Here is a 26,201-nt window from a genome sequence, read left to right on the forward strand (position 1 = left end):
ACCCGCCCGGTCGCGCCCCGCCCTTCCTGCGGGTTCCGGAGCGCCGTTCGACCGGTCGAACGCGGCGTCAACCCGACCGCTCCGGCGGGCCGTCGGCCCGATCACGGGGCTGCTCCGGCGCGCCATGCTGTCGGACGGTCAGCGTCCGGCCGGTCCGGCGGTCGGGCGGGTCCGGGAGGCGAGGAGGCCGGATGGCGGTCCGGAGCGGGGGCGTGGCGGGGGAGAGGGCCGGGCGGGAGCGGCCGGGGACGGGCGGCGTCGACCGGCTGAAGGCGGACTCGGTCGGCCTGGTCGGCGTGGTGTTCATGGCACTCGCCACCGCGGCCCCGATCACCGCGATGACGGGCAACCTGCCGATCATCGTCGGGCAGGGCAACGGCGCCGGCGCGCCCGCCGCGTACATCGTGGCGACCGTGGTGCTGACGGTGTTCTCGGTCGGCTACGTGGCGATGGCCCGGCACATCACCGCGGCCGGCGCGTTCTACGGCTACGTCTCGCACGGGCTGGGCCGGGTGGTCGGGATGGCCTCGGGGCTGCTCGCGGTGCTGGCGTACGTCGTCACCGAAGCCTCGGCCCTCGGCTTCTTCGCGTACTCGCTGCGCGGACTGGTCCGTTCGCAGCTGGGGGCGGACCTGGGCTGGGGCTGGTACGCGCTGTTCGGGGCGACGGTGATCGGGGTGATGGCCTGGTTCGACCTGCACCTGACGGCCAAGGTGCTCGGGGTCGCGCTGGTGCTGGAGATCGGGGTGCTGGGGGCGGTCTCGTTCGCGGTGCTGTTCTCCGGCGGCGGGCCGGACGGGATCGTGGTCGAGGCCGTGAACCCGCTGAACGCGCTGAGGGGGGTGGGGAGTTCGGGCGCGGCGGCGGCCGGGCTCGGCCTGTTCTTCGCGTTCTGGTCCTGGGTGGGATTCGAGTCCACCGCGATGTACGGCGAGGAGTCCCGCGACCCCAAGCGGGTGGTGCCGCGGGCGACCCTGGTGTCGGTGATCGGTGTCGGACTGCTCTACGTCTTCGTGTCCTGGATGATCGTGTCCGGCAACGGGGTCGGGCGGGCGGTCGCGGTGGCGAGCGGCGCCGTGCCGGGCAAGGACGGCAACAGCCTGTTCTTCGACCCGCTCGGCGCACACCTGGGGGCCTGGGCGGTGAAGGTGTTCCAATGGCTGGTCGTCACCGGCTCGTTCGCCTGCGCGATGGCCTTCCACCAGTGCGCGGCCCGGTACCTGTACGCGATCGGCCGGGAGGGGCTGCTGCACCCGGCGCTCGGCCGCACCCATGCGCGGCACGGTTCGCCGCACGTCGCCTCGGTGGTGCAGTCGGTGATCGCGGTGGGGCTGGTGGCGGGGTTCCTGGCGGCCGGGATGGACCCGTACGCGCACCTGTACACGCTGCTGGCGCTGCTCGGGACGATGGCGATCCTGGTCGTGCAGACGCTCTGCTCCTTCGCCGTGGTCGGGTACTTCCACGTGCGGGGGCGGCACCCGGAGACCGCGCACTGGTTCCGGACGCTGGTCGCACCGCTGGTGGGCGGGGTGGCGATGGCCGGGGTGGTGGTGCTGCTGGTGCTCAACAGGGACGCCGCGGCCGGGGAGGCGGCGCACACGCTGCTGTTCCGGCTGATCCCGTACCTGGTGATCGGGGTGTTCGCGGGCGGGGTCGGGCTGGCGCTGGCGGTGCGCCGTTGGCGGCCGGAGCTGTACGCGCGGATCGGGCGGGTGGTGCTGGAGGACGCGGTCGAGCGGTGACCGGGCGGGTGGTGCTGGGGGTGCGGTCGAGCGGTGACCGGGCGGCGCTCGCGGTGCGCCGGGTTCAGCGCCGGTGGACCGGCAGGCCGTACTGGGCGGCGGCCAGCAGCGCGTGCATCTGGTGGCCGAAGTCCTCGGTGTCCCGGGCCGGTTCGGGGAAGACCAGGCGGACGTCGCGGTGGCCGTGCGGGTGGTCCAGGCGCAGTACGAGGCCGTAGCGGTCCAGGGCGAGCGGGCGGACCTCGGGGTCGTGGGTGAGCACGGCCGGGTCGAGCAGCCGGGTCAGGACGTCGAGCGCCTCGGCGTGGTCGTCGGCGAAGTGGGTGAGCAGCGCGGCCTCGTGCCGGGCCAGCGGGTCGGGGCCGGCGAGCGCGAGGTCGGCGGCGGTAGTCGCGCCGGTGCCGTACGGGGTGGCGAGAACGGCGTGGGCGACGTCCACCCGCAGGTGCACGCCGAGGCCGTCGTCGGCGAGGTGGGCCAGGTGGAGCCGGCCGGCCAGGGTGAGGCGGGCGCGGACCCGGTCGCGGACGGCGACGGGGGCGATGTCGGTGACGTCGAGGACGACGGCGAGACCGTCGGCGGCGCCGATGACGGCCGTGGTGAGCGGGTCGTCCAGGGCGGTGCGCAGGCGCAGCCGGGAACCGTGCACGGAGACCGGGGTGTTCAGGTGGTGGTGCTCGCCGAGGGCGCGGACGGTGAGCGAGGAGGTCGTGCCGAGCAGGCTGTGGATCCGTTCGGCGGTGGTGGGCTCGGGGACCTCGGTGTCGCCGGTGGGCAGGCTCATGAACGGACCTCCAGTTGGTTAGGTGAGCCTAACCTAATGTGCGGGTGGGGGTGTGGCAAGCAGGCCGCCGGACGGGCGAGGGGCCCGGATGCGACTGTGGCGTCCGGGCCCCTCGGTGCGGCGGTGCGGCGGTGCGTCAGCCGACGACGGCCTGGGCGTCGATCTCGACCAGCATCGGCTCCTGCGGCAGCTCGACGAAGACGGTGGTGCGGCACGGCTTCACGCCGCCGGGCTTGATGTTCTCGTCGATGAACTCGGCGTAGACCTCGTTCATCAGTGGGAAGTCGGCGCGCTTGGTCAGGTAGACGCGGAACATCACCACGTCCTCGACGGTGGCGCCGCCGGCCTCGACGATGGCCTTGACGTTCTCCAGGGTGCGGCGGGTCTGCGCCTTCACGTCGCCGTGGTGCAGGTACTCGCCGGTGGCCGGGTCCTGCGGGCCCTGGCCGGAGACCTGGAGGATCGGACCCTTGCGGACGCCCTGGGAGAACATCCAGGCGGGAGCAGGGGCGCCGTCGGTGCGGATCTCGGTCTTCTCGCCGTTCCGGAGGTGCTCGGAGGTCATGGGATTCGGATTCCTTAACTGTGTCGACGGTTCGTCAGTTGTGGTCGGGGCGGCCGCAGTCGGCCGAGACGGCGCGGGTGGTGGCGAGCAGCTGCGGGAGCAGGTCCAGCACCTGCTCGTACGGCAGGACGACGTCCGGGACGGAGATCGAGGCGGCGGCCACCACCCGGCCGCTGGCGTCCCGGACGGGCGCGGCCACGCAGTTGATGAAGGCCTCGTGCTCGGCGTGGTCCTGTGCCCAGCCCTGGGCGGCGACCTTCTCCAGCTCGGCGAGCAGGGCCTCGGGGGTGGTCAGGGTGCGCGCGGTGTGCGGGGTGAAGTCGATCCCGGCCACCACCCGGCGCCGCTCGGGCAGCGGCAGGTCGGCGAGCAGCACCTTGGAGACGGCGGCGCTGTGCAGGGCGGCGCGCAGGCCGATCCGGGAGTACATCCGCACCGGGTGGCGGGAGTCGAACTTGTCGATGTAGACCACCTCGCCGCCCTCGTAGGCGGCCAGGTGCACGGTCTGGCCGGTGGCGGCGTTCAGCTCGGCCAGGTGCGGGGCGGCGATCCGGCGCACGCCGCGCTGCTCCAGGGCCAGGCCGGAGAGTGCGAAGAGGCCGGCGCCCAGGTGGTAGCGGTAGCTCGCGTCGCGATAGACGAATCGTTCCTCTTCGAGACTCTGGAGCAGTCGGAGGACGGTCGTCTTGTGGACGCCGAGCACCTCGGCGAGCTGGTCGAGGGAACGCTCGCCCTCGCCGAGCTCGGCGAGGATGCGCAGGGCGCGGGTGACGGTCTGACTCATCGTGCTCCGCTTCGAGGGCCGGGGTTCCCGCTCATTGTGCCCGGGCCCGGTCGGCGGACGGCGGCGGTCCGGCGGACGGTGTGCGGCCGGCGGGGCGCGCGCTTTCGGTGGGCAGGGCCGGGCCGGTGATGCCCTCCGCGGTGACCCGGGTGGCGGCCCACTGGGCGGGCGAGGCGTCGAGCAGCGCGGCCACCACGGCGGCGTCCGGCAGCTCGGCCTGATCGCCGTGGGCGGTCAGCGCGCAGGCGGCGCTCAGGTGGCCGAGCCGCAGTCGGCGCCGCTGGTCCAGGCCCCGGACGGTGCCGGCCAGGTAGCCGGCCGCGAAGGCGTCGCCCGCGCCGGTCGCCTCGACCACCTCGACCGCGAGGGCCGGCTCGGTGACCGCCGTGCCGTCCCGTTCCAGGGCGGTCACCTGGCGGGCGGCGTCCTTGACCACGAGGGTGGCCGGGGCGGGGAAGCGGCGGCGCAGGGCGGCCGGGTCGCCGGTGCCGAAGGCGGCCTCGGCCTCGTCGGCGCCGAGCAGCAGCAGGTCGGCGGCGTCCAGCAGCGGCGGCAGCACGGCCGGGTCGCGCTCGCGCCAGAGCGAGGGGCGCCAGTTGAGGTCGAAGCTGACCAGGCGGTGCGGTCGGCGGTCGGCGAGCAGGGCGCGCAGCAGGGCGAGGCAGTCGTCGGAGAGCGCGGCGGTGATCCCGGACAGGTGCAGCAGCCGGGCGCCGGCCAGCAGGGCGGCGGCGGCCGGGTCGGCGAGCAGGTCGGGGGAGAGCGCGGCGGCCGCGGAGCCGCGCCGGTGGTAGTGCAGCCGGCTGCGGCCGGGCCCGAGGTCGTGGTGGTCGCCGGTGCTTCCGCCGACCTCCTTGAGGTAGAGGCCGGTCGGGCGGTGCGGGTCGACCGCGACCGCCGAGACGTCCACGCCGCGGGCGGCCACCTCGGCGAGCAGCCGGCGGCCGAAGCCGTCGTCGCCGACCCGGCTGATCCAGGCGGTCGGCACGCCGTGGGCGGCCAGTGCGCCCGCCACGTTGGACTCCGCTCCGCCGACCGAGAGCCGGAAGCTCTCCACCGACTCCAACGGGCCCGGGCGGTCCGGCAGCAGGACGGCCATCGACTCGCCCACGCACACGGCCGTCGGGGGAGGGCCGGGGCGGGTCGGGCCCTGGGTGTCCTGTCGCGGCATGTGCGGGGCTCCTCGTCTGCGGCCGTTCCGTCGAGAGCGGGCCCACCGGGTCGACTCCGCTGCGTGCGAGCGTGTGAGTGCCGCGTCGTCCGAGAGCGCTCACGTGAGCCGACCCCGTTGACCGGGAGTCGGGTCCGTTGACCTTGATCCGGCGCCGATGCTAGAACCGTGTTGCCAGCATGTGCAACCCTCGTTGCGCATGTTGCAACCTGTGCGGATGGAGGAACACGGTGGAGCAGACCTTCGCAAGCAGTGTCACCGGACCGGGCATCGCCCGTGGCGCGGTGGCCGCCCTGGCCGACGAACCGCTCGACTGGCGGTTCAAAGCCGCTCCACCGCAGTCGTGGGGCCGCAGCACCCGGGAATGGCTCGCCACCGGCCCCACCCTCTCCTCGCTCGGCACCCCGATGCTCACCCTCGACGGCGCAGCCGTCGACCACAACGTCCGCACCATGGCCGACTGGTGCGCCAAGGCGGGCGTCGCGCTCGCCCCGCACGGCAAGACCACCATGGCGCCCGCCCTCTGGCAGGCGCAGCTCGACGCCAGCAGCCACGGCATCACCCTCGCCAACCTGCCCCAGGTGCGGGTCGCCCGGGCCTTCGGGGTGCAGCGCATCCTGCTCGCCAACACCCTGCTCGACCCGGCCGGCCTCGCCTGGATCGCCGACGAACTCGCCGCCGACCCGGACTTCGCCTTCCTGTCCTGGGTCGACTCCACCGAGAGCGTCCGGCTGATGGACGAGGCGCTGCGCGCCGCCGGCGCCGAGCGGCCGGTCGAGGTGCTGGTCGAGCTCGGCGGCCCCGGCGGACGGACCGGAGCCCGCGGGGTGGACGCCGCCGTCGAGGTCGCCGCCGCCGTGCTGCGCGCCCCCACCCTGCGCCTGGCGGGCGTCGGCGGCTACGAGGGCGCGATCGCGCACGACGCCTCGGCGGAGGGGCTGGCCGCCGTCCGCCGCTACCTGCGGGAGCTGGGCGACCTGCACGGCCGGCTGGCGAGCGCCTACCCGGACGGCACCCGGCCGGTGGTCTCGGCCGGCGGCAGCGCCTACTTCGACCTGGTGGTCGAGGAGCTGGCGGGCCTGCCGGAGGCGTTCACGGTGCTGCGCTCGGGCGCGTACATCGCCCACGACGACGGCTTCTACCGGGGCATCTCGCCGCTCGCCCGGGACGGTGGGCGGACGCCGTTCCGCGGCGCGCTGCACGGCTGGGCCCGGGTGGTGTCCCGGCCCGAGCCGCAGCTCGCGCTGCTGGACGCCGGCAAGCGCGACCTGCCCTTCGACGAGGGCCTGCCCGAGCCGCAACGGGTCCGCGGCGGTGCGGAGTTGACCGGAACGGCGGCGCGGGTCACCGCGCTCAACGACCAGCACGCCTTCCTGCGCGACGCGGGCGACCTCGCGCCGATCGGCGCGGTGCTGCGACTGGGCGTCTCGCACCCGTGCACGGCCTTCGACAAGTGGACGGCGATCCCGGTGCTGGACTCCGCGGACGCGGCCGAGCCGAAGGTCACCGGCCTGGTCAGGACGTTCTTCTGATGTCCGGGGAGAGAACGGGCTCCAGGCGTGGGCGGGACGGCGGCGGCGCGACGGTCTTCCGGGGTGCCACCGTGGTGGACGGCACCGGCGCGGAGCGCTACCGGGCCGACGTCCGGATCGCCGACGGTCTGATCACCGAAATCGGCGAGGGCCTCGACGCGCCCGACCAGGTGGACGCCGACGGCCTGGTACTGGCCCCCGGCTTCATCGACATGCACGCCCACTCCGACCTCGCCCTGCTGCTCGAACCCGAGCACCCGGCCAAGGTCACCCAGGGCGTCACCTGCGAGGTCCTCGGCCAGGACGGCCTGTCCTACGCCCCGGTGGACGACGTCACGCTGCCCGCGCTGCGCCGCCAGATAGCGGGCTGGAACGGCGATCCGGACGGCTTCGAATGGGACTGGCGGGACGTCGCCGGCTACCTGGACCGGATCGACCGCACCGGTACGGCCGTCAACGCCTGCTACCTCGTCCCGCACGGAACGCTGCGGATGCTCGCCATGGGGTGGGCCGACCGTCCGCCCACCCCGGGCGAACTCGACCGGATGCGGCAGGTGCTGGCGAAGAGCCTGCTGGACGGCGCGGTCGGCATGTCCAGTGGCCTCAGCTACACCCCCGGGATGTACGCCGACACCGCCGAGCTGATCGAGCTGTGCACCGTCGTCGCGGCCTACGGCGGCTTCCACGCCCCGCACCAACGCTCGTACGGTGCCGGGGCGTTGGAGGGCTACGCGGAGATGGTGGAGATCGCCCGGCGGAGCGGCTGCGCGCTGCACCTGACCCACGCCACGATGAACTTCGGGGTCAACCGGGGCCGGGCCGGCGAGCTGCTGGATCTTCTCGACCGGGCGCTCGCCGACGGCGTCGACCTCACCCTGGACAGCTACCCCTACCTGCCCGGATCCACCACCCTGGCCGCCCTGCTGCCGAGTTGGGCCACCGAGGGCGGCCCGGCCGCGACGCTGGCGCGGCTCGCCGACCCCGCGCAGTGCGCGAGGATCCGGTACGAGGTGGAGGAGAAGGGCAGCGACGGCTGCCACGGCGTGGTCACCGACTGGACGACGATCCAGATCTCCGGCGTCCGCTCGGCCGTGCTCGACGGCGCGGTCGGCCGCACCGTCGCCGAACTGGCCGAGGAGGAGGAGCGGACCGGCACCGAGGTGTTCCTGGACCTGCTGCGCCGGGACGAACTGTCCACCACGATCCTCCAGCACGTCGGGCACGAGGAGAACGTCCGGGCCATCATGCGCCACCCCGCGCACACCGTCGGCAGCGACGGACTGCTGGTCGGGGCCCGGCCGCACCCACGGGCCTGGGGCACCTTCCCCCGCTACCTCGGCCACTACAGCCGGGAGTTGGGCGTGCTGACGCTGGAGGAGACGATCGCCCGGATGACCGGCCGCCCGGCCGCCCGGCTGGGGCTGGACCGGCGCGGCCGGATCGCCCCCGGCCACCACGCCGACCTGGTGCTCCTCGACCCCGACAAGGTCCGGGACGCCGCCACCTTCGAGCGCCCCCGGCTGCCCGCCGAGGGCATCGAGTACGTGTACGTCAACGGCACCGCCGTCGTCCGGCAGGGTCGCACCACCGGCGCCCGGCCCGGGCGCGCCCTGCGCCGCACCGATCGAGGAACCCTGGCCATATGACCGAGCTCTCCGCCCCGACCGATCTCCCGGCCCCGGCCGGTCCGTCCGCGACCGGTCCGCTTGCGACCGATCTTTCCGCGACCGCCGATCTTTCCGCGACCGGTTCCGCCGCCGCTGCCGGCTGCTCCTTCCTGCGCGACGACCCGGTGATCGCGGTGGTCCGCGCACCCCGGATCCCGGACGCCGCCGCGCTCTGCGCCGCCCTCGCCGAGGGAGGCATCAACCTCACCGAATTCACCTGCACCACACCGAATGTGACGGACCATCTACAGAAGGCGTCGAAGGCCGGCTGGCGGGTCGGCCTCGGGACGGTGCTGACCGCGGAGCAGGCCCGGCGCGGGGTCGAGGCGGGGGCGGCCTTCCTGGTCACCCCCGGCTGCCGGCCCGAGGTCGCCGAGGCGGCGGCCGCCGCCGGGGTGCCGGTGGTACTCGGGGCGCTCACCCCGACCGAGGTCGCGCACGCGGTGGACCTCGGCGCCGCCGCCGTCAAGATCTTCCCGGCCCGGGCGTTCGGCCCCGGCTACTTCAAGGACCTGCACGGCCCCTACCCCGACGTGCCGCTGGTGGCCTCCGGCGGGGTGAACGCGGGCAACGCCGCCGAGTTCCTGGCGCACGGCGCGCTCGCGGTCTGCGCGGGGACGGACGTGGTGCCGCCGGACGTGGTCGCGGCGGGGGACTGGGCGGAGATCACCCGGCGGGCCCGGGCGTTCACGTCGGCCTGCGCGGCGGCGGCCTCGTAGGGGGCGCCGTCGCCGCGGGTCCCGTGAAGAACGCAGCGCGGATGCGGGTCCCGTGAAGAAGGCAGCGCGGGTGCGGGCCCCGTGAAGAAGGCGGTGACGGGGCGAGGCGGGCTGTCGGGACGGCCGGGATTGGACGAGAATCGGGGGCACCCGGCTCGGCCCCGGCCGAGCCCGTCCCGGCTCAGCCCCGCCCGGCCAGCCCCGGGCCCCCGGATCCCGGCAGGAGGAACCACCCATGACCTCGACCCGCCCCGGCCCCGACTGGCTCGCCGACGCCGTGCTGTACCAGATCTACCCGCAGAGCTTCGCCGACTCCGACGGCGACGGCATAGGCGACTTCGCCGGCATCGCCGGGCACCTGGATCACCTCGCCTGGCTCGGCATCGACACCGTCTGGCTCAACCCCTGTTTCGCCTCGCCGTTCCGCGACGCCGGGTACGACGTCACCGACTACCTCGCCCCCGCCCCGCGCTACGGCGGCACCGATGACCTGGTGGCCCTGGTCGAGGCCGCCCGCCGCAGGGGGATCAGGGTCCTGCTGGACCTGGTGGCCGGGCACACCTCCGACCGCCACCCCTGGTTCCTGGTCTCCGCCGAGGACCCGTCCGACCACCGCTACATCTGGTCCGACCGCCCGGTGGACGGTTTCGTGGCCTCGCCCGGCAGCCGCCCCGGCTGGTACCGGCCGAACTTCTTCGACTGTCAGCCGGCGCTCAACTTCGGCTACGCGCGCAGCAGTTCGGAGGAGCCCTGGCGGCAGGCGGTGGACGCGGACGGCCCGCGCGCCAACCGGGCGGCGCTGCGCGCGATCATGGCGCACTGGCTCGGCCTCGGGGTGTCCGGCTTCCGGGTGGACATGGCGTACTCGCTGGTCAAGGACGACCCGGGCAAGGCGGAGACCGCCAAGCTCTGGACCGAGCTGCGCGACTGGCTGGACCGCGGCCACCCCGAGGCCGCCCTGCTCGCCGAGTGGGGCGACCCGGCCGCCGCCGTCGCGGCGGGCTTCCACGCGGACTTCTTCCTGCACTTCGGCGGGGAGGACCACGGGCTGCCGCTGCGCTCGCTCTGGAACAACAACGGCGGGACGGTCGAGGAGTTCTGGCACCAGGAGGCCTGCTACTTCGAGGCCGAGGGCCGCGGCACCCCGCAGCCCTTCCTGGACGCCTGGCGCTCGGCGGCCGAACTCACCGAGGGCGGCGGGCACATCGTGCTGCCCACCGCCAACCACGACTTCTCCCGCCTGGCCACCGGCCCGCGCGGCGCGGAGCAACTCGCCCCGGCCTTCGCCTTCCTGCTCACCTGGCCCACCCTCCCGGCCGTCTACTACGGCGACGAGATCGGTATGCGCTACCTGCCGGGCCTGCCCGACACCGAGGGCAGCGTGCTCGGCCCGCGGTTCAACCGGGCCGGCTCGCGCACCCCGATGCAGTGGACGCCCGGCCCGACCGCGGGCTTCTCCAGCGCCCCGCCCGAGCGGCTGTACCTGCCGGTGGACCCGGACCCGCACCGCCCGGACGTGCTCTCCCAGCGCGCCGACCCGACCTCGCTGCTGCACACCGTGCGGCGGCTGATCGCACTGCGCCGGGCGCACCCGGGGCTTGGCGCGGCCGGCGGGCTGGAGGTCCGCCACGCCGGCTACCCGCTGGTGTACACCCGGGCCGGGCGGTACCTGGTGGCGGTCAACCCGGGCCGGGAGCCGGCGTCCGTACGGCTGCCGGGCCTGCCGGAGGGTGACCGGTGGGCGCGGGGCGTCCGGCCGCTGGAGGTGCAGGGCGTGCGGCTGGTGGACGGTGAGCTGCGGGCGGACGGGTTCTCGTACGGGGTGTTCGAGCTGGGCTGACGGTCGCCCCGGGCAGGGCCTGGCCGCCGGTCGGTCGGTGGCCGGTCGGTGGCCGGTCGGCGGCCAGGCTTCCGAATGATGTCGGACAGTTGTAAGCTACATCGATAGATGGTTGCATTTACCATCTGCATTGGTTGTATTTACCACCTTCTCGTCACCGAGAGACACCACCGGAGGACGGTACGAACGCCATGAGCACACCCCGGAACCCCGCCGCAGCGCCCACCCTGGGGCACTCGCTCAAGCACCTGGCCATCCACCTGATCACCCCGCTGCTGATGTGCCTGGGCATGGCGCTCGCCTACCAGGGCGCCTTCCACCAGCCCGAGCCGCACCACCTCAAGGTGGCCGTGGTCGGCACCACGCCGCAGGCGCAGGGCCTGGCGCAGGCGATCCAGGGCAAGGCCGGGGACGCGCTCGACGTCCGCACCGTGGACGACCGGGCCGCCGCCGAGCAGCAGCTGCGCGACCGGGACCTGGTGGGCGCCTTCGTCCCGGATGCCAAGAGCCCCGAACTGATCGTCGCCAAGGGTAACTCGGACACCTCCGTGGTGGCCGCCACCGCGGTGTTCACCAACGTCACCGACAGGCAGGGCGTGCCGCTGCACGTGACCGACCTGACCACCCCGGCCAAGGGCGACCCGACCGGACAGGGCCTGTTCTTCCTGCTGGTCGCGCTGAGCATCGGCTCCTACGCCAGCGTCGCGGCGATCGGCGCGGCCGGCGCGGGGCTGAGCGTGAAGATCCGGGCACTGGTCGGAGTGGCCGTCTCGCTGGTGGTCAGCGTGATCGGGATCGTCACCGCCGGGCCGGTCTTCCACGTGGTCGACCACGACTGCGCGGCGATCTGGGCGCTCGGCTGGCTCTACTCGGCGGGCATCGTGCTGATCGGCATCGGCCTGCACAGCTTCCTGAAGAAGTGGACCACACTGGCCCTGATGGTGCTGTTCGTGATGCTGAACTTCACCTCCTCCGGCGGCATCTATCGGCCCGAGCTGCAGAACGGGTTCTTCGGTGGCCTGCACGGCTTCTGGACGGGCGCGGGCTTCCTGGAAGGCGCGCGCAGCATCATGTACTTCGACGGCGGCGCGGGCCTCGGCGGGCACGTTGTGACCCTGCTGGTCTGGCTGCTGCTCGGCGGGGCCGCCCTGGTGGCCGCGGCCATGTACGAGGGGCGTGGGCGCCGTCCGGTGGAGGCGCCGCAGGAGGCCGAGGAGGCCGAGGAGGAGATGGAGGAGACGGTCGCGGTCTGACCGGACTCCCCGTAGGGACTCCACCCGGCGCCACGGGCATTGGTACCGGGTGGGAACGGGGCGGCCCGCGCCCGGCTCTGGACAAGCCGGACGCGGGCCTCGGCGCGTCCCGGGGGGCGTGCCCGGGGCGCGCGGCCGTAGCCCTCCAGGTGCATGCCGAGCAGGCCCAACGCGCCGTGGTCGGAGGCGAGTTCGCGGGCGGAGTGGGCGTTGTCGAACCACTCCGGCAGGTGCGGGCGGACCCGGTCGGCGAGGAACCGGGCGACGGTGGCCCGGATCTCGCGCTCCTCCTCGGTGAGGAGGGTGGCGAAGTCGATCAGGTCGAGCGGGTCGGACATGGCGGTGCCGGTGCCGTGCGGGGTGCTCATGGGCGGTCCTCGAAGCCCTGGTCGTGCGGGGGAGGGTTGTGCGGCGGCCGGTCGTGCGGAGGCTGCTCGTGCGGAGGCTGCTCGTAGGGAGACCCGCCGTGCGGCGGCCGGTCGTGCGGGGTGTCCAGCCAGGCGGTGAGTTCGGCGGTGTGCTCGCCGAGCCGGGGCGGGGGCAGCTGGTAGCGGGGCGGGGTGCGGGAGAGGCCGATCGGGTTGGCGACCAGGTCCAGCGGGCGGCCGTCCGGGCCGGGCAGCGGCGCCCGGGGTCGCAGGCCGAGCGAGTCGGCGAGGTCGAAGGCCTCGGCCAGGTCGTTGACCGGGCCGCAGGGCACGCCGAGCGGGGTGAGCACCGCGAACCACTCGGCGGCGGTGCGGCGTTCGAGCCGGGCGGTGAGCTCGCGGGCCAGCACGGTGACGTGCGCGACCCGGTCGGAGTTGGTGGCGAAGCGGGGGTCGGCGGCCAGCTCGGGAGCGCCCACGCCCCGGCAGAGCGCGGCGAACTGCCGGTCGTTGCCGACCGCGACGACCAGCGGGCGGTCGGCGGCGGTGAACACTTCGTAGGGGGCGATGGACGGGTGGCGGTTGCCGAGGATGCCCGGCACCGCGCCGGCCAGGGTGTAGCCGGCGGACTGGTTGACCAGGCCGGAAAGCAGCGTGGAGAGCAGGTTCAGCTCCACCAGCTGGCCCCGGCCGGTGGTCTCGCGCTCGCGCAGTGCGGCCAGCACGCCGACCGCCGCGTGCAGCCCGGTCAGCACGTCCACCAGCGCGACGCCGGTCTTCGCCGGTTCGCCGGGGGCCGGGCCGGTCACCGACATCAGTCCGCCGACGGCCTGCACCAGCAGGTCGTAGCCGGGCAGTTCGGCGCCCTTGCCGGGGCCGAAGCCGGTGATCGAGCAGTAGACGAGCCGCGGGTTGAGGGCCTGGGCGCGGTCCGGGCCGAGGCCGTGGCGGGCCATCGTGCCGGGGCGGAAGTTCTCCACCAGCACGTCGGCGCGGCGGACGAGTTCGACGGCGCGGGCATGGTCGGCCGGTTCGCGCAGGTCGAGGGTGAGGGAGCGCTTGTTGCGGTTGACGGAGAGGAAGTAGGTGGCCTCGCCCTGGGCGTGCGGCGGGCCCCAGGCGCGGGTGTCGTCGCCGGTGCCGGGCTGCTCGACCTTGATCACGTCGGCGCCGAGGTCGGCCAGCAGCATGGTCAGGTAGGGCGCGGCGAGCACCCGGCCGAAGTCGGCGACCAGGACGCCGTCCAGCGGGAGCCCGGTCATGCCCGCCCCCGGGCCGGTTCGGCGGAGGTGGCCCCGGGCGTGGCCGTCGCGTCGCCCGAGGGGGCGTCGCCGCGCAGGTGCGGGCGGGCGAGCAGGAGGTAGAGGCCGCCGGCCGCGAGCACGATCACCGCCGAGAGCAGCACGAGGTAGTTGTCGTACCAGGCGGCGTCCGGGGTGCGGCCCCAGCAGATGTTGACGATCGCGGCGAGGCCGTAGACCAGCGCGCCGATGTTCACCGCCAGGCCCCAGTGGCCGAGCCGGAAGTCCCCGCTCGGGCGCCAGCCGCGCAGCCGGGCCCGCAGGGCGGCCAGCACCACCATCTGGAAGGCCAGGTAGATGCCGATGCTGGAGAAGGAGATGATCTTCGTGAGGGCGCCCTCGGAGAGCGCCGAGGCACCCACGATGATCACACCGGGCAGCGCCGCGGCGAGCAGCAGCGCGTACGGCGGCACCCGCAGCCGGTCCGAGACGGTGGCCAGCAGCCGGCTGCCCACGATCATCCGGTCCCGGGCGAAGGAGTAGGCGAGCCGGCTCGCCGCCGCCTGGAGGCTGAGCACGCAGGACAGGAAGGAGATCAGGACCACGCCGATCACCACCCGGGCGCCGACCGCGCCGAAGGCGTCGTGCAGCACCTTGGCGACCGGATCCTTGTCGTCGCCGGAGACCACCGCGCCGATGTCCTGGATCGACATCACCAGGGCCAGGCTGACCCCGATCGCCGCAGCGCCGCCCACGTAGATGGTGCGCCGCATCGACTTGGGGATCTGTCGACCCGGGTCCGGCACCTCCTCGGCGACGTCGCCGCAGGCCTCGAAGCCGAAGAACAGGAAGACCGCGATCAGCCCGGCGGCCAGGAAGGCGTCGGAGTAGTCGCCGTCGCCGCCCGCGCCGAAGCGGTCGAGGACCACGCCGAGGCCGTGGTAGCGGTGCGTCAGCAGCAGCCAGGCGCCGACCGCCAGGGCGCCGAGCAACTCGGCGGCGAAGCCGAACACGGCCGCCGCCGACAGCACCCGGGTGCCGCCGAGGTTGATCACGGTGGCGAGCGCCAGCAGGCCCAGTGCGCACCAGACGGTCGTCGCGGTGCTCGGCTCGACGCCCAGCAGGGCGGCCACGTACGGGCCGGCGCCGTAGGAGACGGCCGCGATGGTGGACATCAGTGCCAGCAGGTAGGTCCAGCCGGTCAGCCAGCCCCAGGTGCGGCCCCAGAGCCGGCGCGCCCACGGGTACACTCCGCCGGCCACCGGGAACTGGGCGACCACCTCGCTGAACACCAGGGCCACCAGCAGCTGGCCGACGCCCGCGATCAGGAAGCTCCAGACCATCGGCGGCCCGGCGGTCTGAAGTGAGGTGGCGAAGAGTGTGTACACGCCAACGACTGGGGAGAGATAGGTGAAGCCGAGCGAGAAGTTCGCCCAGAGGCTCATGTCGCGCTTGAACTCGGAGGTGTAGCCGAGGGCGGCCAGCCGTTCGGCGTCCGGGTCGGGGGAGTGGACGGTGGCACGTGCACTGGCATCGGTCATGACCTGCTCCTGGGAACGTGTCGTGATGCGTGGGGGCACTGCGGGGTGCGGCTCGGGCCGAGGTTGCGGGAAAACATACGAGATTGAGTTTCTACGGGCAAGAGTGCGCGTCGGACCTGGAGGTACCCTGCGGGAAACATCCGGTCGGGCAGTGATCGGGTGAGGATCCGGCGGCGATCGGGCAGTGATCGGGCGGCGATCCGGAGGCGATCCGGCGACGGCGATCGGGGAGGGGAACGGCGTGACGACCATCGGCAGTGCGACCCCGCTGCTCAGTGCCGTCCTCGCGCCGCTCGCCGACCTCGGCCGCGCCGACGCGGTGGCCCGCCGGATCACCGAGGCGATCGCCCTCGGACTGGTCGCCGACGGGGACCAGCTGCCCAGCGAGAACGACCTGGCCGACCAGCTCGGCGTCGCCAACGGCACCGTCCGCGAGGCCCTCGCCCTGCTCCGCGAGGCCGGGCTGATCGAGACCCGGCGCGGCCGCAACGGCGGCAGCTTCGTCCGCACCCCCGCCGAGGGCTCCGAACACCTCCAGCTCGCCCGGCTGCGCGACCTCGCCACCGTCGACCTGCGCGACCTCGGCGACGAGGAGCTGGCCGTCTTCGGCACCGCCGCCCGGCTCGCCGCCGAGCGCGCCCCGGCCGACCTCGGCCCCCGGCTCACCCGACTGGTGCACGACCTGCGCGACGCCGCAGGGCCCGCCGAGCAGTGCCGCGCCGACGCCCGCTTCCACATCGAACTCGCCGTCGCCGCCCAGTCGGTGCGGCTCACCCAGCTCGCCGTCAGGCTCCAGGCCGAACTGGGCCCGCTGCTCTGGCTGCCCGCCCCGCACGGGCCGGACCAGGAGCGCTTCGCCGAGCAGCACCGGGAGATCCTGGTCGCCGTGCTGGCCGGCGACGCGGCCGGCGCCCGGGCCGCCGCCGAGACGCACGCCGTGGCCTGCGTGCACCATCTGGTCCGGCGGCACCTGGAGTTGGCGGACGACGGCTGAGCCGGGGCCGCGCCACCGTTCCCGGATCCCTCCCTCGCCGCCGGAGCCGTCATGACCAGCGCGTTCAGCACCACCCTGCCCGTGGCCCGATCCGCCGGTGTGCCGGTTGCCGGTGAGTCCGCCGCCGGCGAGCCCGTCCTGGGTGAGCCCGCCGCCGGTGACTCGGCCGCCGTCGAGCGGTGCGCCCGGCAGATCGCCGCCGCCGTCGACGCGGTGCTCGCCGAACTGGACGGCCTGCGGGCGGCCGCGGCGGGCTGCTGGGCCCGGGCGGACGCCGAGGGGCGCCGGCCCGCCGCGGCCGAACTCGCCGTGGTGCACGGGGTGGTGAGCGAGCTGCTGGCGCGGCCCGGCTCGCGCTGGTTCGGCTGCGGAGCGGTCGTGGCGCCCGGCGCGCTCGCCGACGCCGACCTGCACGTGGAGTGGTGGTACCGCGGTGCGCGCGGGGCGGGGGAGCGGCGGTTGCGGCTCGCGCTCGACCCGGCGGACGCCGAGTTCTACGACTACCGGGTGCTGCCCTGGTTCGCCCGGCCCCGGGACGAGGGGCGGGCCGCGGTGGCCGGGCCGCAGGTCGACCTGCTCTGTGCCGACCGGTACGTGCTGTGCTGCGCCCGGCCGGTGGTCGTCCCGGGCGCGGGCTTCGTCGGGGTGGTGGCCGGGGACGTCCCGCTGGCCGCGCTGGAGCGGCTGCTGGTGCCCCCGCTGCGGGCGCTGTCCGGCGACGCGGCGCTGCTCGACGGCGAGGGCAGGGTGCTGGCCGCCACCACCCCGGCCCTGCCGGTGGGTTCGCTGGCGCGCGGACTGCTCGCGGACCCGGTGGCCGGGCGGGCCGGGGTGCCGTCCGCGGCGGTGGACTGGGCGGTGGTGCGCGGCTGACGGCGGCCGGAGATCTATATGACCTTCATTTGTGAAGGTATTACTCGTTCCGCTCCCCGCGGCTGGGCTCCCCGCGGCCGGGCGGCGTGCTGAAGCAGCAGTCCCCGCAGAGCCCGGCACCCGGACCCACCCGGTAGTAGAGGCAGCAGCTGTTCCGCCGGAACGCCGTGCCACCCGGCCCGGCGCGCAGGATGCCCGACCCGGCCAGCGGCGGACGGTCCAGCAGCTCCGCGGCCAACGCCCGTGCGGCGTCCGGCGCGTGGGCGTCCAGCACCCGCAGCGTCCCGGCCAGTGCGGAGGCGGCGTTGCCGAGCAGCAGACGGCGGGAGAGCGGGGCGGCGGCCCGGACGGCCTCCGCCAGCGGCGTCAGCTGTCCCAGCAGGACGGCCTCGTGGAGCTGGTCGGCGAGCGAGCCGGCGTCCGGACGGGCGGGCTCCGGCGGTGCCCACAGGTCGAGCGGGCCCTGGTCCGGGATCCGCACCCAGGCGTGCTCCAAGGTCGGGACCGTCCCCAGCAGGACCGCCGAACCCAGCCCCACCGACCAGAAACGGGCGGCCAGCCCCAGGTGCAGGATCGAGGCGGCGACCCGGGGCTCCCCGGTGCCGAGCCGCCGCGCCACCACCCGCAGCCGCGCCGCCAACGGCGCGTCCGGTCCGGTGCCGTACAGCTCGGCCAGCGGCCGGAAGCCCTCCGGCGGCCGGCCGGTCGGCGAGGTGTCCAGCGCGAAGTACGGCCCGACGGCGGCGAGCCGGGCGTAGTCGGGCGAATGCCGGTCGGGCGCGGGGTTCAACGGCCCTCCCCTGTCAGGTCGTTGAACCCCGCGCCCGCCGGTGGCGGAGCGGTCGGACGGTCGAGGGACAACGGGGCCTCCAGATCTGCGGGTGCTCGGGTGGCGGTGCGCAGCCCCGGCCGTCGCCCGGTTCGCCCGGGAGGCCCCGACCGGTCCTGTCGGCCCGGTCGGCCGGGTGTCAGCTGCGCACGGAGAAGTCACCACCGGTCGTGCGGATGAACGGTACCGTGCCCTGGCAGTCCGACACCGGCTGGCCGAGCGCGCCCCAGACCCAGCCCATCCGGTCCCCGCGCCGCCCGTCGTCCTCCACCGAGAGCGAGACCTTCTGGCCGATCAGCTCCAGGCCCGGGAACCACGGCGCCTCGCCCTTGGTGACCACCCCGGTGGCGATCGCCTCCCGGCCGCCGACGGCCAGACAGGTGAGGTCGCCCTCGAAGTCGGCGACCAGCCGGCCGTCGGTGTGCACGTGACGGACGTGGAAGTGGCCCGTGGTGCCGCGCGGATCGGTGTTGGTGGTGGCACGGGCGTCCACCGAGATCCGCACCGGGTCGCCCTCGAAGCCCTGGAACCCGGCGGTGAGGACGGTGTTGCCGGTGCCGCGTACACCGACCGGCCCGAAGTCGCCTGCTGGGGCGGCCGGTTCCGGGGCGGTGACCGGTGCGGCGGGGGCCGGCTCCGCGACGGCGGCCGGTGCGGCGGTGGCGGCGGTCGCGGCCAGCAGGAGCAGCGAGAGTGCGGCGGTGGCGAGGCGGCGGTTCATGGGAGTTCGGGTCTCCTTCGGCGCTGGTGTTCCCGGGTGACTGTTCCCGTGCGGGTGTCCGGCGTGGGCGGCCGGTTCGGGCGTTCGGTGCGGGCGTCCTTTGCGGGTGTTCCGATGCCACCGATCATGCTCCCGCCCGGTCGCGCAGACCTCCCGCTGCGGAGGGGAGTTGACGGCGGACCGATCCCTCCTGAGGAGGACCGCGCCTCCCCAGGGAGAGCTGCCCGTAGGCTCGGCCGGGTGCCCACCGACTCTCCCTTCGTTCACCCCGATCCCGCACGGCCGCGACCGGCCCGGATCCGTCGGCCGCTCGCCGCCGTCTCCGCGTTCGCCCTGCTGGCGCCCGTCCTGCTGGCGCAACCGGACGCCCGGGGAGCGGCCGCGCTGCTCGCCCTGACGGCGGTGCTCGCCGCGGTGGCGGCGCTGCTTCCCTGGCCCGCCGGGCGGATCACGCTCGGTGCGGCCGCCGGAGCGGTGGCCGGGGCCTCGCTGCTGGTCGACGCGGTCTACCCGGGGCCGTACCGGCTGCCCGCGTTCTGGCTGCCGTTCGAGTGGCTCGCCCTGCTCGGACTGCTCTTCAGGGCCGTCCGGCGACTGCCCGACCGGTCGGCCGGTCCGGTCGGCGGGCTGGTGGGGCTGGCGACGGTGCTGCTGCCGCTGCGGTTCGCCCTGCGGACGCCGCAGGGCGGTGCGGCCGGGCCGGTGGTCGGGGTGCTGCTCTCGCTGCTGCCACTGCTCGGTGTCGCGGGGGCGGCCCTCTACCTGCGCGTCCTGGATGCCCGCCGGGAGCGGGCGGTGGCCCGGGCGCGGCGCGAACAGCGGCTGGAGGTGGCCCGGGGACTGCACGACTTCGTCGCCCACGAGATCACCGGCATCGTTCTGGAGGCCCAGGCCGGCCAACTCCCGGGCCAGGAACCGGAGGAGACGACCGCACTGCTGCGCCGCCTGGAGGAGGCCGGGCTGCGGGCACTGGACTCGATGGACGAGATGGTCGGCGCCCTGCGCGAGCCGAGCGGCCGGGAAGGCCGGGAGGCTCGGGACGGCAAGAGCGACAGCTCCGACGGGTCGGACCGGGAGGACCGGGCGGGCGGAGCGACCACGCGTCGGCTGGGCCTGGCCGACCTCCCAGAGCTGGTCGCCCGCTTCGGTACCACCGGCGCCCTGCGCGCCACCGTCGAGCTGGCGCCCGGCACCGCGGGCCGGCTCTCCGCCGAGGCCGAGGCGACCGCGTACGCCGTGGTCCTGGAGGCGCTGACCAATATCCGCCGGCACGCCCCGCAGGCCACCGAGGTCACCGTCCGGGTGGCCCCCGGTGAGCGCGGCGCCGTCGAACTGGCCGTCACCGACGACGGTGGCCCCGCCCGCAAGCCGCTGCTGCGCCGCCGTCCGGGCGCCGGTGGCACCGGCCTGGCCGGACTCACCGCCCGGGCCGCCGCCCACGGGGGCTCGCTGACCGCCGGCCCGGGCACGCCCGCGGGCTGGCGGGTCGGCTGCTCCCTGCCGGGGCGCTGAGGCGCGCCCCGCGGCGCCGACCCGACCGAGTCGGCGCCGTGTCCGTGCGCCGTGTGCGTGCGTGCGCGGCGGAGGGGCTACCGGGTGGGGCGTACGGGCGTGGACGTCTCCGCCGGCCCGACGGCATGCCGCCGAGTGCGCCCGGTGACCCCGCCCTAGTGACTCCGCCCTAGTGACCCCGGCCGCCGCCGCGGGTGCCGCGCGGGCGGGTCAGGGTGAAGCGGTCGACCGGGACGAGGTCCCCGTACGGGCTGCTGACGGAGTAGTAGGTGACGCCGATGGTGGTCTGCCCGTTGCGGCCGCCCGGGTCGACGTCGAAGGAGGCGAAGCCGTACGGGTTGTCGGCGTCCCGGAAGGCGGACCAGGGGGCGTCCTCGATCACGTACACCGGCGGGCGCTTGCCGGTGGCCGGGTCGACGGCGCCGACGCCGGTGATCACCCGCGCCTTGGCGGGGCTGAAGAAGAGCTGGTTGGACGGGGCGGAGGTGCCGCCGCCGCCGATGACCATGTGGACGGTGCCCTTGGTGGTGTCGATGGTCTCGGTGCCGGTGGAGACCGGGATCGGCGTGCGGGTGTCGGTCGGCTGCTGGCCGCGGATCGGGTGCGAGCGCTCGTAGTGGTGCTCGTGGCCGCAGACCACCAGGTCCACGCCGTACTTGTCGAACAGCGGCACCCAGGCCTCGCGGACGCCGAGGTCGGCGCCGTTGAACCTGTCGGCGGTGGAGATCACCACCTGGTGCATGCAGACCACGATCCAGTCGATCCCCGGGTCCGCATTGGCCGCGATCAACTCCCTTTCCAGCCAGCGCTGCTGGGCGCCGCCGGAGTAGCCGTGGACGTAGCTGTTGCCGCCGTCCTGGTACGCCACGTCGTCGTTGTTGAGGCTGATCACGCGTACCGAGCCGGCCGTGAACGAGTACCACAGGCCGTGGGTCTCCGCGTCGGAGCGGGCGTCCGGCAGCTCGAAGTACGCCTGGTAGGCGCCGTAGCCGATCGGGCCGTTGCCCTTCTCGTTCTCGTGGTTGCCGGCCGCGGGCATCCAGGGGCGGTGGCGGGCCGAGCGACTGTTGTTCTCGAACCAGTCGGACCAGGTGCGGACCCGGTCGGTGGCGATGTTCGCGTAGCACAGGTCGCCGTTGAGCAGGTGGAACAGCGGGGCGATCCGCTCGACCCCGGCGGTGGTGTCGCCGGCGGCGGGGCTGCCGAGGTTGTCGTTCACGTAGCCGTTGGCGGTCTTCCTGCCGAGGGTGGGGGTGCCCTGGTCGCCGAAGCTGGTGAAGGTGAAGGCGGACCGGCCGCGCGGGGCGGTGCGGACGGTGCCGAGCTCGGGGGTGGTGCCGTCGTGGAGGGCGGCGTAGACGTAGTCCGTGTCGGGGTGCAGGCCGGTCAGCCGGGCGTGGTGCACCTGGACCTCGGTGCCGGAGGCGGCGTCCCGGTAGGTGCGGGTCGAGGCCTGGACCGTCCGGCCGAAGCCGTTGTTCGAAGTCCCGTACATCACACGCGGGTTGCCGACGGACCTGGTGGTGTGCCAGGAGGCCACCACCTCGCGCGAGGCGTCCGAGCCGAACTGGAGGTGCAGGCCGGCCACGCGGGGCGCGCCGGAGCGGTCCGGGCGCTGCCAGAGCACCGGGGAGGCGGCGGCGGGGGTGGCCTGGACGCCGGCGAGGGACACGGCACCGCCGAGGCCGACACCGGTCGCGCCGGCCAGGAGCCCGCGCCTGCTGACGGAGGGACGTCCACTGGAATCGTTCATGGCGGCCAGCTCACCGGACGAAGGTGAACCGGGCCGGTTCCACCGCGTGAACTTTCCCGTCCGCCACCCGTGCGCCACACTGCTGGGCGTGACGAGTGCGAACGGTGGGGGCCGGCGGGTGATCCGCACCCTGATCGCCGACGACCAGGAGGCCGTCCGGCGCAGTGTCCGGCGGATCCTGACGGCCCAGCCGGACATCGAGGTGGTGGGCGAGGCGGCGGACGGGCTGGCCGCGCTGGAGCTGGCGGCCGAACTGCGGCCGGATGTCGCGCTGGTGGACATCCGGATGCCGCGGATGGACGGACTGGAGCTGACCCGGCGGCTGGCCGGGCCGGACGTGGCGGAGCCGGTGCGGGTGGTGGTGCTGACCACCTTCGACCTGGACGAGTACGTGTACCCGGCCCTGCAGCACGGGGCGTCCGGCTTCCTGCTGAAGCGTTCCGGCCCGTCCCTGCTGGCCGAGGCGGTACGGGCGGCGGCGGACGGGGAGAGCCTGATCAGCCCGTCGGTCACGGTCCGGCTGCTGCGGCACGTGACGCAGCCGCGCCGCCCGGAGCGCCGGCGGGCGGCGCCGGTGGTGCCACTGACCGAGCGGGAGGTGGAGATCGCCGGGCACGTCGCCGCGGGCCGCACCAACGCGGACATCGCCGCGGAGCTGTTCATCTCGCCGGGAACGGTGAAGACCCACGTCGCCAGCATCCAGCGCAAGCTCGGGGTGGCGAACCGGGTCGGGATCGCGGTGCACGCCTGGGAGATGGGCTGGGCGGGCGCGCGGTAGCCGGGGCGCGGGGACAGGATGCGGGAGGCGCGGCGCGCGGGAAAGGGTGCGCGTCCACAGGCCGAGGGGATGCTCCGTGGACGCGCGGAACCTACGAGGTGGGGGTGGCCTCCGGACGTCACGTCCTCCGGCCGGTAGTTCGATCGTCGACCGAGGTAGTCCCAGCGGCAGACCCTGATCCGTCTCGATCCGTCGCCACTGCCTCCTGCGGTCGAACTTCCTTCAGCTACCTCGCAGGTCCACCTCCCATCATGCGCCTCCTACGGGCCGTGCACCAGGGGTGAACGGCATGAATCCGACCAATTTCGCAACTCGGGCGTCGACGTGCCGCAGAGGGGCGGCGAGGGGTGGTGCGGGCCGTCCGTCAGGGCCGCGGCCAGCCGTCCACGAAGCTCAGCGTCCGACGGTACGGCCCCTCGGGACCGGTGCTCCGGTACTCCTCGGCACTGCTGCCGGTCCGGACGGTGCGGTCCCCGTCGTGCCGTGTGGCGGTGGGGCGCAGGGTGTGGTCGACGGTGGAGCGCTCGGTGACATGGCCGCCGGTCGCCGCGGTGGTGTCGCGGTGGTAGCCGAGGTCCATGGCGGTGGTCTGGTCGGTGTTGCCGGCCGCGTCGCGGCTCACCCGGTAGCTGACGTCCAGCGGTTCGCCCTCGTGGACGGTGGTGGTGCGGTGCGGGCCGCCGCCCCAGGTGGCGGTGGTGCGGGTGAGGTCGGTGCCGTTGTGCAGCGTCACGTCGTTGCCGGCGTCGCGCAGTCGCTGGGTGGAGCGGAAGGCGAGTTCGTCGCGGACCTCGGTGGTGATCCGGCCGTGCGAGGTCTGCACCCAGCCCCGGGCGAGGTCGTTCCGGGCGGCGGTGACCGTCCAGTCGCCGCTGCCGCCGCCGTGGTCGGCGAGGTCGGTCGCGACGGTGGCCTCCGGGGCGACCCGGTGGTCGGTGAGCTGTCCGGTGGTGCGGGCGGCGCCGTGGTCGGTCTCGGCGAAGAGGTTGACCTGGCCGGTCCAGATGTCGTTGCTCTGCGCCTCGGCGGTGTTCAGGGTGACGCCCACGGCGTGCGGCCGGCCGTCCAGCAGCAGTCCGACGTACGGGGTGAGGTCGAGCCGGTAGGCGGGCAGGTCGAAGGCGAAGACGCCGGGCACGGGCCGCCAGAGCAGCGGGTCCCATCCGCCGGTGTAGATCACCGGGTACGGCCAGACCGCGCCGGCCACCCGGCCGTCCACGGTCAGTCGCAGCTCGCGGAACGGGCCCTTGCCGCAGATGCCGCTGCCCGGGTTGGCGGCGGAGAAGGCGTCCGGGGCGGAGGCGTACGCGAACTCCTCGCAGGCGCCGCCGCCCCGGGCGTAGACCTCGGCGGTGAGGCGTTCGAGGTTCTGCGGGAAGGTGAGGTCGCGCCCGGCGGCGGGGGAGGTGCCGGTGAGCCCGAACGGTCCGGTGGTGAGCAGCCGGTCGGCGGCGCGGGCGGCCGGCCAGTGGGCGTCGGCGGTGTAGAAGGTCAGGTTGGCGCTGATCGTGAAGACGCCGGTGTAGGTGGCGTCGGTGACGTTGGCGAGGTCGAAGGAGAACTCCTGCGGGCCGCCGGTGAAGAGCGGGGTGTAGCGGGTGACGTCGTGCTCGACGTTCCAGGCGATGCCGTCCTTGGACGGCTCGGGGGTGGAGGAGAGCAGCACCTGGACGCCGCCGACGCGGACGCTGAAGATCCGGTCGAACTGCCGTCCGGCGACCTGTCCGTGGAGGTCCAGGACCACCGCGGACCAGGGGCCTGCGCAGTCGGCGGGCGGGGTGAGGGTGGTGGTGTACGGGGTGTCCGGCGGGTTGCCGTACCCGTTGCGGAACTCGCGTTCGTGCATCGCCTCGACGGTGCAGGAGCGGGTGTCGGGGCGGGTGAGCGGCTTGGTGGCGGTGACCGGGTCGTGGTAGTCGGTGCCGAAGTCGGCGTGGGCCGGACCGGCGGCGGTGAGGGTGCCGGCCAGGGTGAGGACGGCGGCGCCGATCAGACCGGCGGCGCGGCGGAGCAACGGGCGTAGGGCCAAGGCGGGTTCCCGGGGTTCGGCGGCCCGCGGGCGGGTGCCGTGGGCCGGTCGGATGATCCGGGAATCCTTCCGGTGGTGGCATGCTAGCGTCAAGGATCCCGTCGGTCGGGCTCGGATTCGGATTCGGACCCGGGCTCGGATTCGGATTCGGACCCGGACTCAGGTCGCGCGACGGGGCGGGTCAGACGTCCTCCAGCTCCGCGGCCTCCTGCCGGATCAGGTCCCGCAGCGAGGCCAGCGGGGGCCGCCGGTCGTCCGTCCGCCACTGCATCTCCAGCGGAAGGGTGGCCCGCCCCTCCAGCCGTACGGTGGCCACGTCCTCGGTGAGGTGGCCGGTCATCGAGCCGGGTACCAGTGAGAAGGCGCGGTTGCGGGCGAGCAGGGAAACCTCGGGACTCATTCTGGATTCCGATGCGAGCCGTCCATACGTTGGGCAGCACGTTGCCCCACCGCAGTGGCAGCCTCACAGAGAGTTCGCATCATGACCGGACTTCGCCCCACCGCTCCCGCCGTCCAGGTCTCCGAGGAGATCGCCCGGGCCCTCGCCGAAGGCCGGCCGGTGGTCGCCCTGGAGTCGACCATCTTCACCCACGGACTGCCGCGGCCGCGCAACCTGGCCGTCGCGCTGGAGGCCGAGCGGCAGCTGCGGGCGGCGGGCGTCGTCCCGGCCACGATCGGGGTGCACGCCGGGGTGCCCACGGTCGGGCTGAGCACCGGGCAGATCACCGAACTGTCCGCCGTCGACGGCCTGGACAAGGTGAGCCTGCGCGACCTCCCGGTGGTCGCCGCGCTCGGCCGGCACGGCGGCACCACCGTCGCCGCCACCGCCTTCCTCGCCCACCGCGCGGGCATCCGGGTCTTCTCCACCGGCGGCCTCGGCGGCGTGCACTTCGGCGCCTCGGAGAGCTTCGACGAGTCGGCCGACATGACCACCCTGGCCGCCACCCCGGTCACCGTGATCAGCGCCGGGGTGAAGTCCATCCTCGACATCAGGGCCACCCTGGAGCGCTTCGAGACCTACAACATCCCGGTCATCGGCTACCGCACCCGCAAGTACCCCGGCTTCTACGTCACCGACTCCGGCCACGAGATCAACTTCAGCGTGGAGTCGCCCGAGCAGGCCGCCAGGATCATCGAGTCCCGGGACCGGCTCGAACTGCCGCAGGCCGTCCTGATCGCCAACCCGGTCGACCCGGCCAAGCAGCTGCCGCCCGAGGAACTGGACGGCATCCTCGCCCGCGCCTGGGCGGAGGCCGAGCGCCGGGGCGTCACCGGCAACGCCGCCACGCCGTTCCTCCTCGACTTCATCCAGCGGGACACCGGCGGGCGCAGCCTGGAGGTCAACGTCGAGGTGTACCGGGGCAACGTCCGGCTCGGCGGGGAGATCGCGACCGCGCTGGCTGCGGGGGCGGGTGACGCCGCTGCGGACGGTGCGGGCGCCGCAGCCGGTGACGCCGCAGCCGGTGACGCCGCTTCGGCCGCCGTCGCCGACACCGGGGCCTGAG

At 74.5% G+C, this 26,201-nt stretch carries 22 protein-coding genes and 1 pseudogene; 11 read left to right on the forward strand and 12 right to left on the reverse strand.

All coding sequences use genetic code 11. The features are described from left to right. Window positions 1-191: 191 nt before the first annotated feature. Window positions 192-1,742, forward strand: coding sequence for an APC family permease (locus ACWGJO_RS01550; RefSeq protein WP_452181632.1), 1,551 nt, complete (start codon window positions 192-194; stop codon window positions 1,740-1,742). A gap of 64 nt (window positions 1,743-1,806) precedes the next feature. Here ACWGJO_RS01550 and ACWGJO_RS01555 read toward each other — a convergent pair whose 3' ends face one another. The 4 genes from ACWGJO_RS01555 to ACWGJO_RS01570 all read right to left on the reverse strand — a co-directional run bounded on the left by ACWGJO_RS01555 (window position 1,807) and on the right by ACWGJO_RS01570 (window position 5,046). Beyond that, on the reverse strand, window positions 1,807-2,526 hold the full coding sequence (locus tag ACWGJO_RS01555; RefSeq protein ID WP_452181633.1) for a DUF2470 domain-containing protein: 720 nt from the start codon (window positions 2,524-2,526) through the stop codon (window positions 1,807-1,809). Window positions 2,527-2,662: 136 nt separating this feature from the next. Further along, on the reverse strand, window positions 2,663-3,091 hold the full coding sequence (locus tag ACWGJO_RS01560; protein ID WP_359907799.1) for a RidA family protein: 429 nt from the start codon (window positions 3,089-3,091) through the stop codon (window positions 2,663-2,665). Between the two features lie 34 nt (window positions 3,092-3,125). Then, window positions 3,126-3,875 carry an IclR family transcriptional regulator gene (locus ACWGJO_RS01565; RefSeq protein WP_359907796.1) on the reverse strand — a complete coding sequence of 250 codons (750 nt, stop codon included), beginning with the start codon at window positions 3,873-3,875 and terminating at the stop codon, window positions 3,126-3,128. A 31-nt stretch (window positions 3,876-3,906) separates the two neighbouring features. Continuing rightward, complete coding sequence (locus ACWGJO_RS01570) at window positions 3,907-5,046, reverse strand: sugar kinase (RefSeq protein WP_452181634.1); 1,140 nt, start codon at window positions 5,044-5,046, stop codon at window positions 3,907-3,909. Between the two features lie 230 nt (window positions 5,047-5,276). On the opposite strand from ACWGJO_RS01570, the gene ACWGJO_RS01575 reads away from it, so the two are divergent. The 5 genes from ACWGJO_RS01575 (at window position 5,277) to ACWGJO_RS01595 (ending at window position 12,057) form a co-directional block, all read left to right on the forward strand. Continuing rightward, the gene (locus tag ACWGJO_RS01575; protein WP_452181635.1) at window positions 5,277-6,578 is read left to right on the forward strand and encodes an amino acid deaminase; all 1,302 of its coding nucleotides are present in this window, start codon (window positions 5,277-5,279) and stop codon (window positions 6,576-6,578) included. Then, window positions 6,578-8,224, forward strand: a complete 1,647-nt coding sequence (locus ACWGJO_RS01580; protein ID WP_452181636.1) for an N-acyl-D-amino-acid deacylase family protein — start codon at window positions 6,578-6,580, stop codon at window positions 8,222-8,224. Before ACWGJO_RS01575 ends, ACWGJO_RS01580 begins: the two co-directional genes overlap by 1 nt. Further along, on the forward strand, window positions 8,221-8,964 hold the full coding sequence (locus ACWGJO_RS01585) for a bifunctional 4-hydroxy-2-oxoglutarate aldolase/2-dehydro-3-deoxy-phosphogluconate aldolase (protein WP_452181637.1): 744 nt from the start codon (window positions 8,221-8,223) through the stop codon (window positions 8,962-8,964). Before ACWGJO_RS01580 ends, ACWGJO_RS01585 begins: the two co-directional genes overlap by 4 nt. 235 nt (window positions 8,965-9,199) lie before the next feature. Then, on the forward strand, window positions 9,200-10,804 hold the full coding sequence (locus ACWGJO_RS01590; RefSeq protein ID WP_452181638.1) for an alpha-amylase family glycosyl hydrolase: 1,605 nt from the start codon (window positions 9,200-9,202) through the stop codon (window positions 10,802-10,804). Window positions 10,805-10,995: 191 nt separating this feature from the next. Then, window positions 10,996-12,057 (forward strand): hypothetical protein, encoded by a 1,062-nt coding sequence (locus ACWGJO_RS01595; RefSeq protein ID WP_452181639.1) that lies wholly within the window; start codon window positions 10,996-10,998, stop codon window positions 12,055-12,057. A gap of 146 nt (window positions 12,058-12,203) precedes the next feature. On the opposite strand, the pseudogene ACWGJO_RS01600 reads toward ACWGJO_RS01595, so the two are convergent. The 3 genes and pseudogenes from ACWGJO_RS01600 to ACWGJO_RS01610 form a co-directional block, all read right to left on the reverse strand. Then, window positions 12,204-12,425: pseudogene (locus tag ACWGJO_RS01600) on the reverse strand (acyl-CoA dehydrogenase family protein); the annotation flags it as partial. Continuing rightward, window positions 12,422-13,687, reverse strand: coding sequence for a CoA transferase (locus ACWGJO_RS01605; RefSeq protein WP_452181640.1), 1,266 nt, complete (start codon window positions 13,685-13,687; stop codon window positions 12,422-12,424). The pseudogene ACWGJO_RS01600 and the gene ACWGJO_RS01605, both read right to left, overlap by 4 nt. Further along, a complete protein-coding gene (locus ACWGJO_RS01610; RefSeq protein ID WP_452181641.1) occupies window positions 13,684-15,207 on the reverse strand; it encodes an APC family permease in 1,524 nt (507 codons plus the stop codon). Before ACWGJO_RS01610 ends, ACWGJO_RS01605 begins: the two co-directional genes overlap by 4 nt. Window positions 15,208-15,448: 241 nt before the next feature. On the opposite strand from ACWGJO_RS01610, the gene ACWGJO_RS01615 reads away from it, so the two are divergent. Both ACWGJO_RS01615 and ACWGJO_RS01620 read left to right on the forward strand, forming a co-directional pair. Then, the gene (locus tag ACWGJO_RS01615; protein ID WP_452181642.1) at window positions 15,449-16,201 is read left to right on the forward strand and encodes a FadR/GntR family transcriptional regulator; all 753 of its coding nucleotides are present in this window, start codon (window positions 15,449-15,451) and stop codon (window positions 16,199-16,201) included. A 51-nt stretch (window positions 16,202-16,252) separates the two neighbouring features. Next, a complete protein-coding gene (locus ACWGJO_RS01620; RefSeq protein WP_452181643.1) occupies window positions 16,253-17,074 on the forward strand; it encodes a cache domain-containing protein in 822 nt (273 codons plus the stop codon). A 40-nt stretch (window positions 17,075-17,114) separates the two neighbouring features. Here the strand turns inward: ACWGJO_RS01620 and ACWGJO_RS01625 are convergent, their stop codons facing one another. Both ACWGJO_RS01625 and ACWGJO_RS01630 read right to left on the reverse strand, forming a co-directional pair. Further along, window positions 17,115-17,864, reverse strand: a complete 750-nt coding sequence (locus ACWGJO_RS01625) for a (2Fe-2S)-binding protein (protein ID WP_452181644.1) — start codon at window positions 17,862-17,864, stop codon at window positions 17,115-17,117. 178 nt (window positions 17,865-18,042) lie between these two features. Beyond that, window positions 18,043-18,624, reverse strand: a complete 582-nt coding sequence (locus ACWGJO_RS01630) for a hypothetical protein (RefSeq protein WP_452181645.1) — start codon at window positions 18,622-18,624, stop codon at window positions 18,043-18,045. Window positions 18,625-18,864: 240 nt separating this feature from the next. Here ACWGJO_RS01630 and ACWGJO_RS01635 point away from each other — a divergent pair, with 240 nt between their 5' ends. Further along, window positions 18,865-20,136, forward strand: a complete 1,272-nt coding sequence (locus tag ACWGJO_RS01635) for a sensor histidine kinase (RefSeq protein WP_452181646.1) — start codon at window positions 18,865-18,867, stop codon at window positions 20,134-20,136. Window positions 20,137-20,305: 169 nt separating this feature from the next. Here ACWGJO_RS01635 and ACWGJO_RS01640 read toward each other — a convergent pair whose 3' ends face one another. After that, the gene (locus ACWGJO_RS01640) at window positions 20,306-21,889 is read right to left on the reverse strand and encodes a purple acid phosphatase family protein (protein WP_452181647.1); all 1,584 of its coding nucleotides are present in this window, start codon (window positions 21,887-21,889) and stop codon (window positions 20,306-20,308) included. 88 nt (window positions 21,890-21,977) lie between these two features. Between ACWGJO_RS01640 and ACWGJO_RS01645 the strand changes: the two genes are divergently transcribed. Further along, window positions 21,978-22,667, forward strand: coding sequence for a response regulator transcription factor (locus ACWGJO_RS01645; RefSeq protein ID WP_452181648.1), 690 nt, complete (start codon window positions 21,978-21,980; stop codon window positions 22,665-22,667). A 364-nt stretch (window positions 22,668-23,031) separates the two neighbouring features. Here the strand turns inward: ACWGJO_RS01645 and ACWGJO_RS01650 are convergent, their stop codons facing one another. Then, window positions 23,032-24,696: a peptide-N4-asparagine amidase gene (locus tag ACWGJO_RS01650; protein WP_452181649.1), complete on the reverse strand. Its 1,665-nt coding sequence runs from the start codon at window positions 24,694-24,696 to the stop codon at window positions 23,032-23,034. Window positions 24,697-24,877: 181 nt separating this feature from the next. Continuing rightward, window positions 24,878-25,096, reverse strand: coding sequence for a hypothetical protein (locus tag ACWGJO_RS01655; RefSeq protein WP_452181650.1), 219 nt, complete (start codon window positions 25,094-25,096; stop codon window positions 24,878-24,880). Window positions 25,097-25,177: 81 nt separating this feature from the next. Here ACWGJO_RS01655 and ACWGJO_RS01660 point away from each other — a divergent pair, with 81 nt between their 5' ends. Next, a complete protein-coding gene (locus ACWGJO_RS01660; protein ID WP_452181651.1) occupies window positions 25,178-26,200 on the forward strand; it encodes a pseudouridine-5'-phosphate glycosidase in 1,023 nt (340 codons plus the stop codon). The last annotated feature ends 1 nt before the right edge of the window (window position 26,201 follow it).

This window comes from Kitasatospora sp. NPDC054795 (assembly GCF_053611565.1).

Coding starts and splice junctions, on each gene's coding strand:
- ACWGJO_RS01550 (WP_452181632.1), top strand. CDS start 192: ATGGCGGTCCGGAGCGGGGGCGTGGCGGGGGAGAGGGCCGGGCGGGAG.
- ACWGJO_RS01555 (WP_452181633.1), bottom strand. CDS start 2,526: ATGAGCCTGCCCACCGGCGACACCGAGGTCCCCGAGCCCACCACCGCC.
- ACWGJO_RS01560 (WP_359907799.1), bottom strand. CDS start 3,091: ATGACCTCCGAGCACCTCCGGAACGGCGAGAAGACCGAGATCCGCACC.
- ACWGJO_RS01565 (WP_359907796.1), bottom strand. CDS start 3,875: ATGAGTCAGACCGTCACCCGCGCCCTGCGCATCCTCGCCGAGCTCGGC.
- ACWGJO_RS01570 (WP_452181634.1), bottom strand. CDS start 5,046: ATGCCGCGACAGGACACCCAGGGCCCGACCCGCCCCGGCCCTCCCCCG.
- ACWGJO_RS01580 (WP_452181636.1), top strand. CDS start 6,578: ATGTCCGGGGAGAGAACGGGCTCCAGGCGTGGGCGGGACGGCGGCGGC.
- ACWGJO_RS01585 (WP_452181637.1), top strand. CDS start 8,221: ATGACCGAGCTCTCCGCCCCGACCGATCTCCCGGCCCCGGCCGGTCCG.
- ACWGJO_RS01590 (WP_452181638.1), top strand. CDS start 9,200: ATGACCTCGACCCGCCCCGGCCCCGACTGGCTCGCCGACGCCGTGCTG.
- ACWGJO_RS01595 (WP_452181639.1), top strand. CDS start 10,996: ATGAGCACACCCCGGAACCCCGCCGCAGCGCCCACCCTGGGGCACTCG.
- ACWGJO_RS01605 (WP_452181640.1), bottom strand. CDS start 13,687: ATGACCGGGCTCCCGCTGGACGGCGTCCTGGTCGCCGACTTCGGCCGG.
- ACWGJO_RS01610 (WP_452181641.1), bottom strand. CDS start 15,207: ATGACCGATGCCAGTGCACGTGCCACCGTCCACTCCCCCGACCCGGAC.
- ACWGJO_RS01620 (WP_452181643.1), top strand. CDS start 16,253: ATGACCAGCGCGTTCAGCACCACCCTGCCCGTGGCCCGATCCGCCGGT.
- ACWGJO_RS01630 (WP_452181645.1), bottom strand. CDS start 18,624: ATGAACCGCCGCCTCGCCACCGCCGCACTCTCGCTGCTCCTGCTGGCC.
- ACWGJO_RS01640 (WP_452181647.1), bottom strand. CDS start 21,889: ATGAACGATTCCAGTGGACGTCCCTCCGTCAGCAGGCGCGGGCTCCTG.
- ACWGJO_RS01655 (WP_452181650.1), bottom strand. CDS start 25,096: ATGAGTCCCGAGGTTTCCCTGCTCGCCCGCAACCGCGCCTTCTCACTG.
- ACWGJO_RS01660 (WP_452181651.1), top strand. CDS start 25,178: ATGACCGGACTTCGCCCCACCGCTCCCGCCGTCCAGGTCTCCGAGGAG.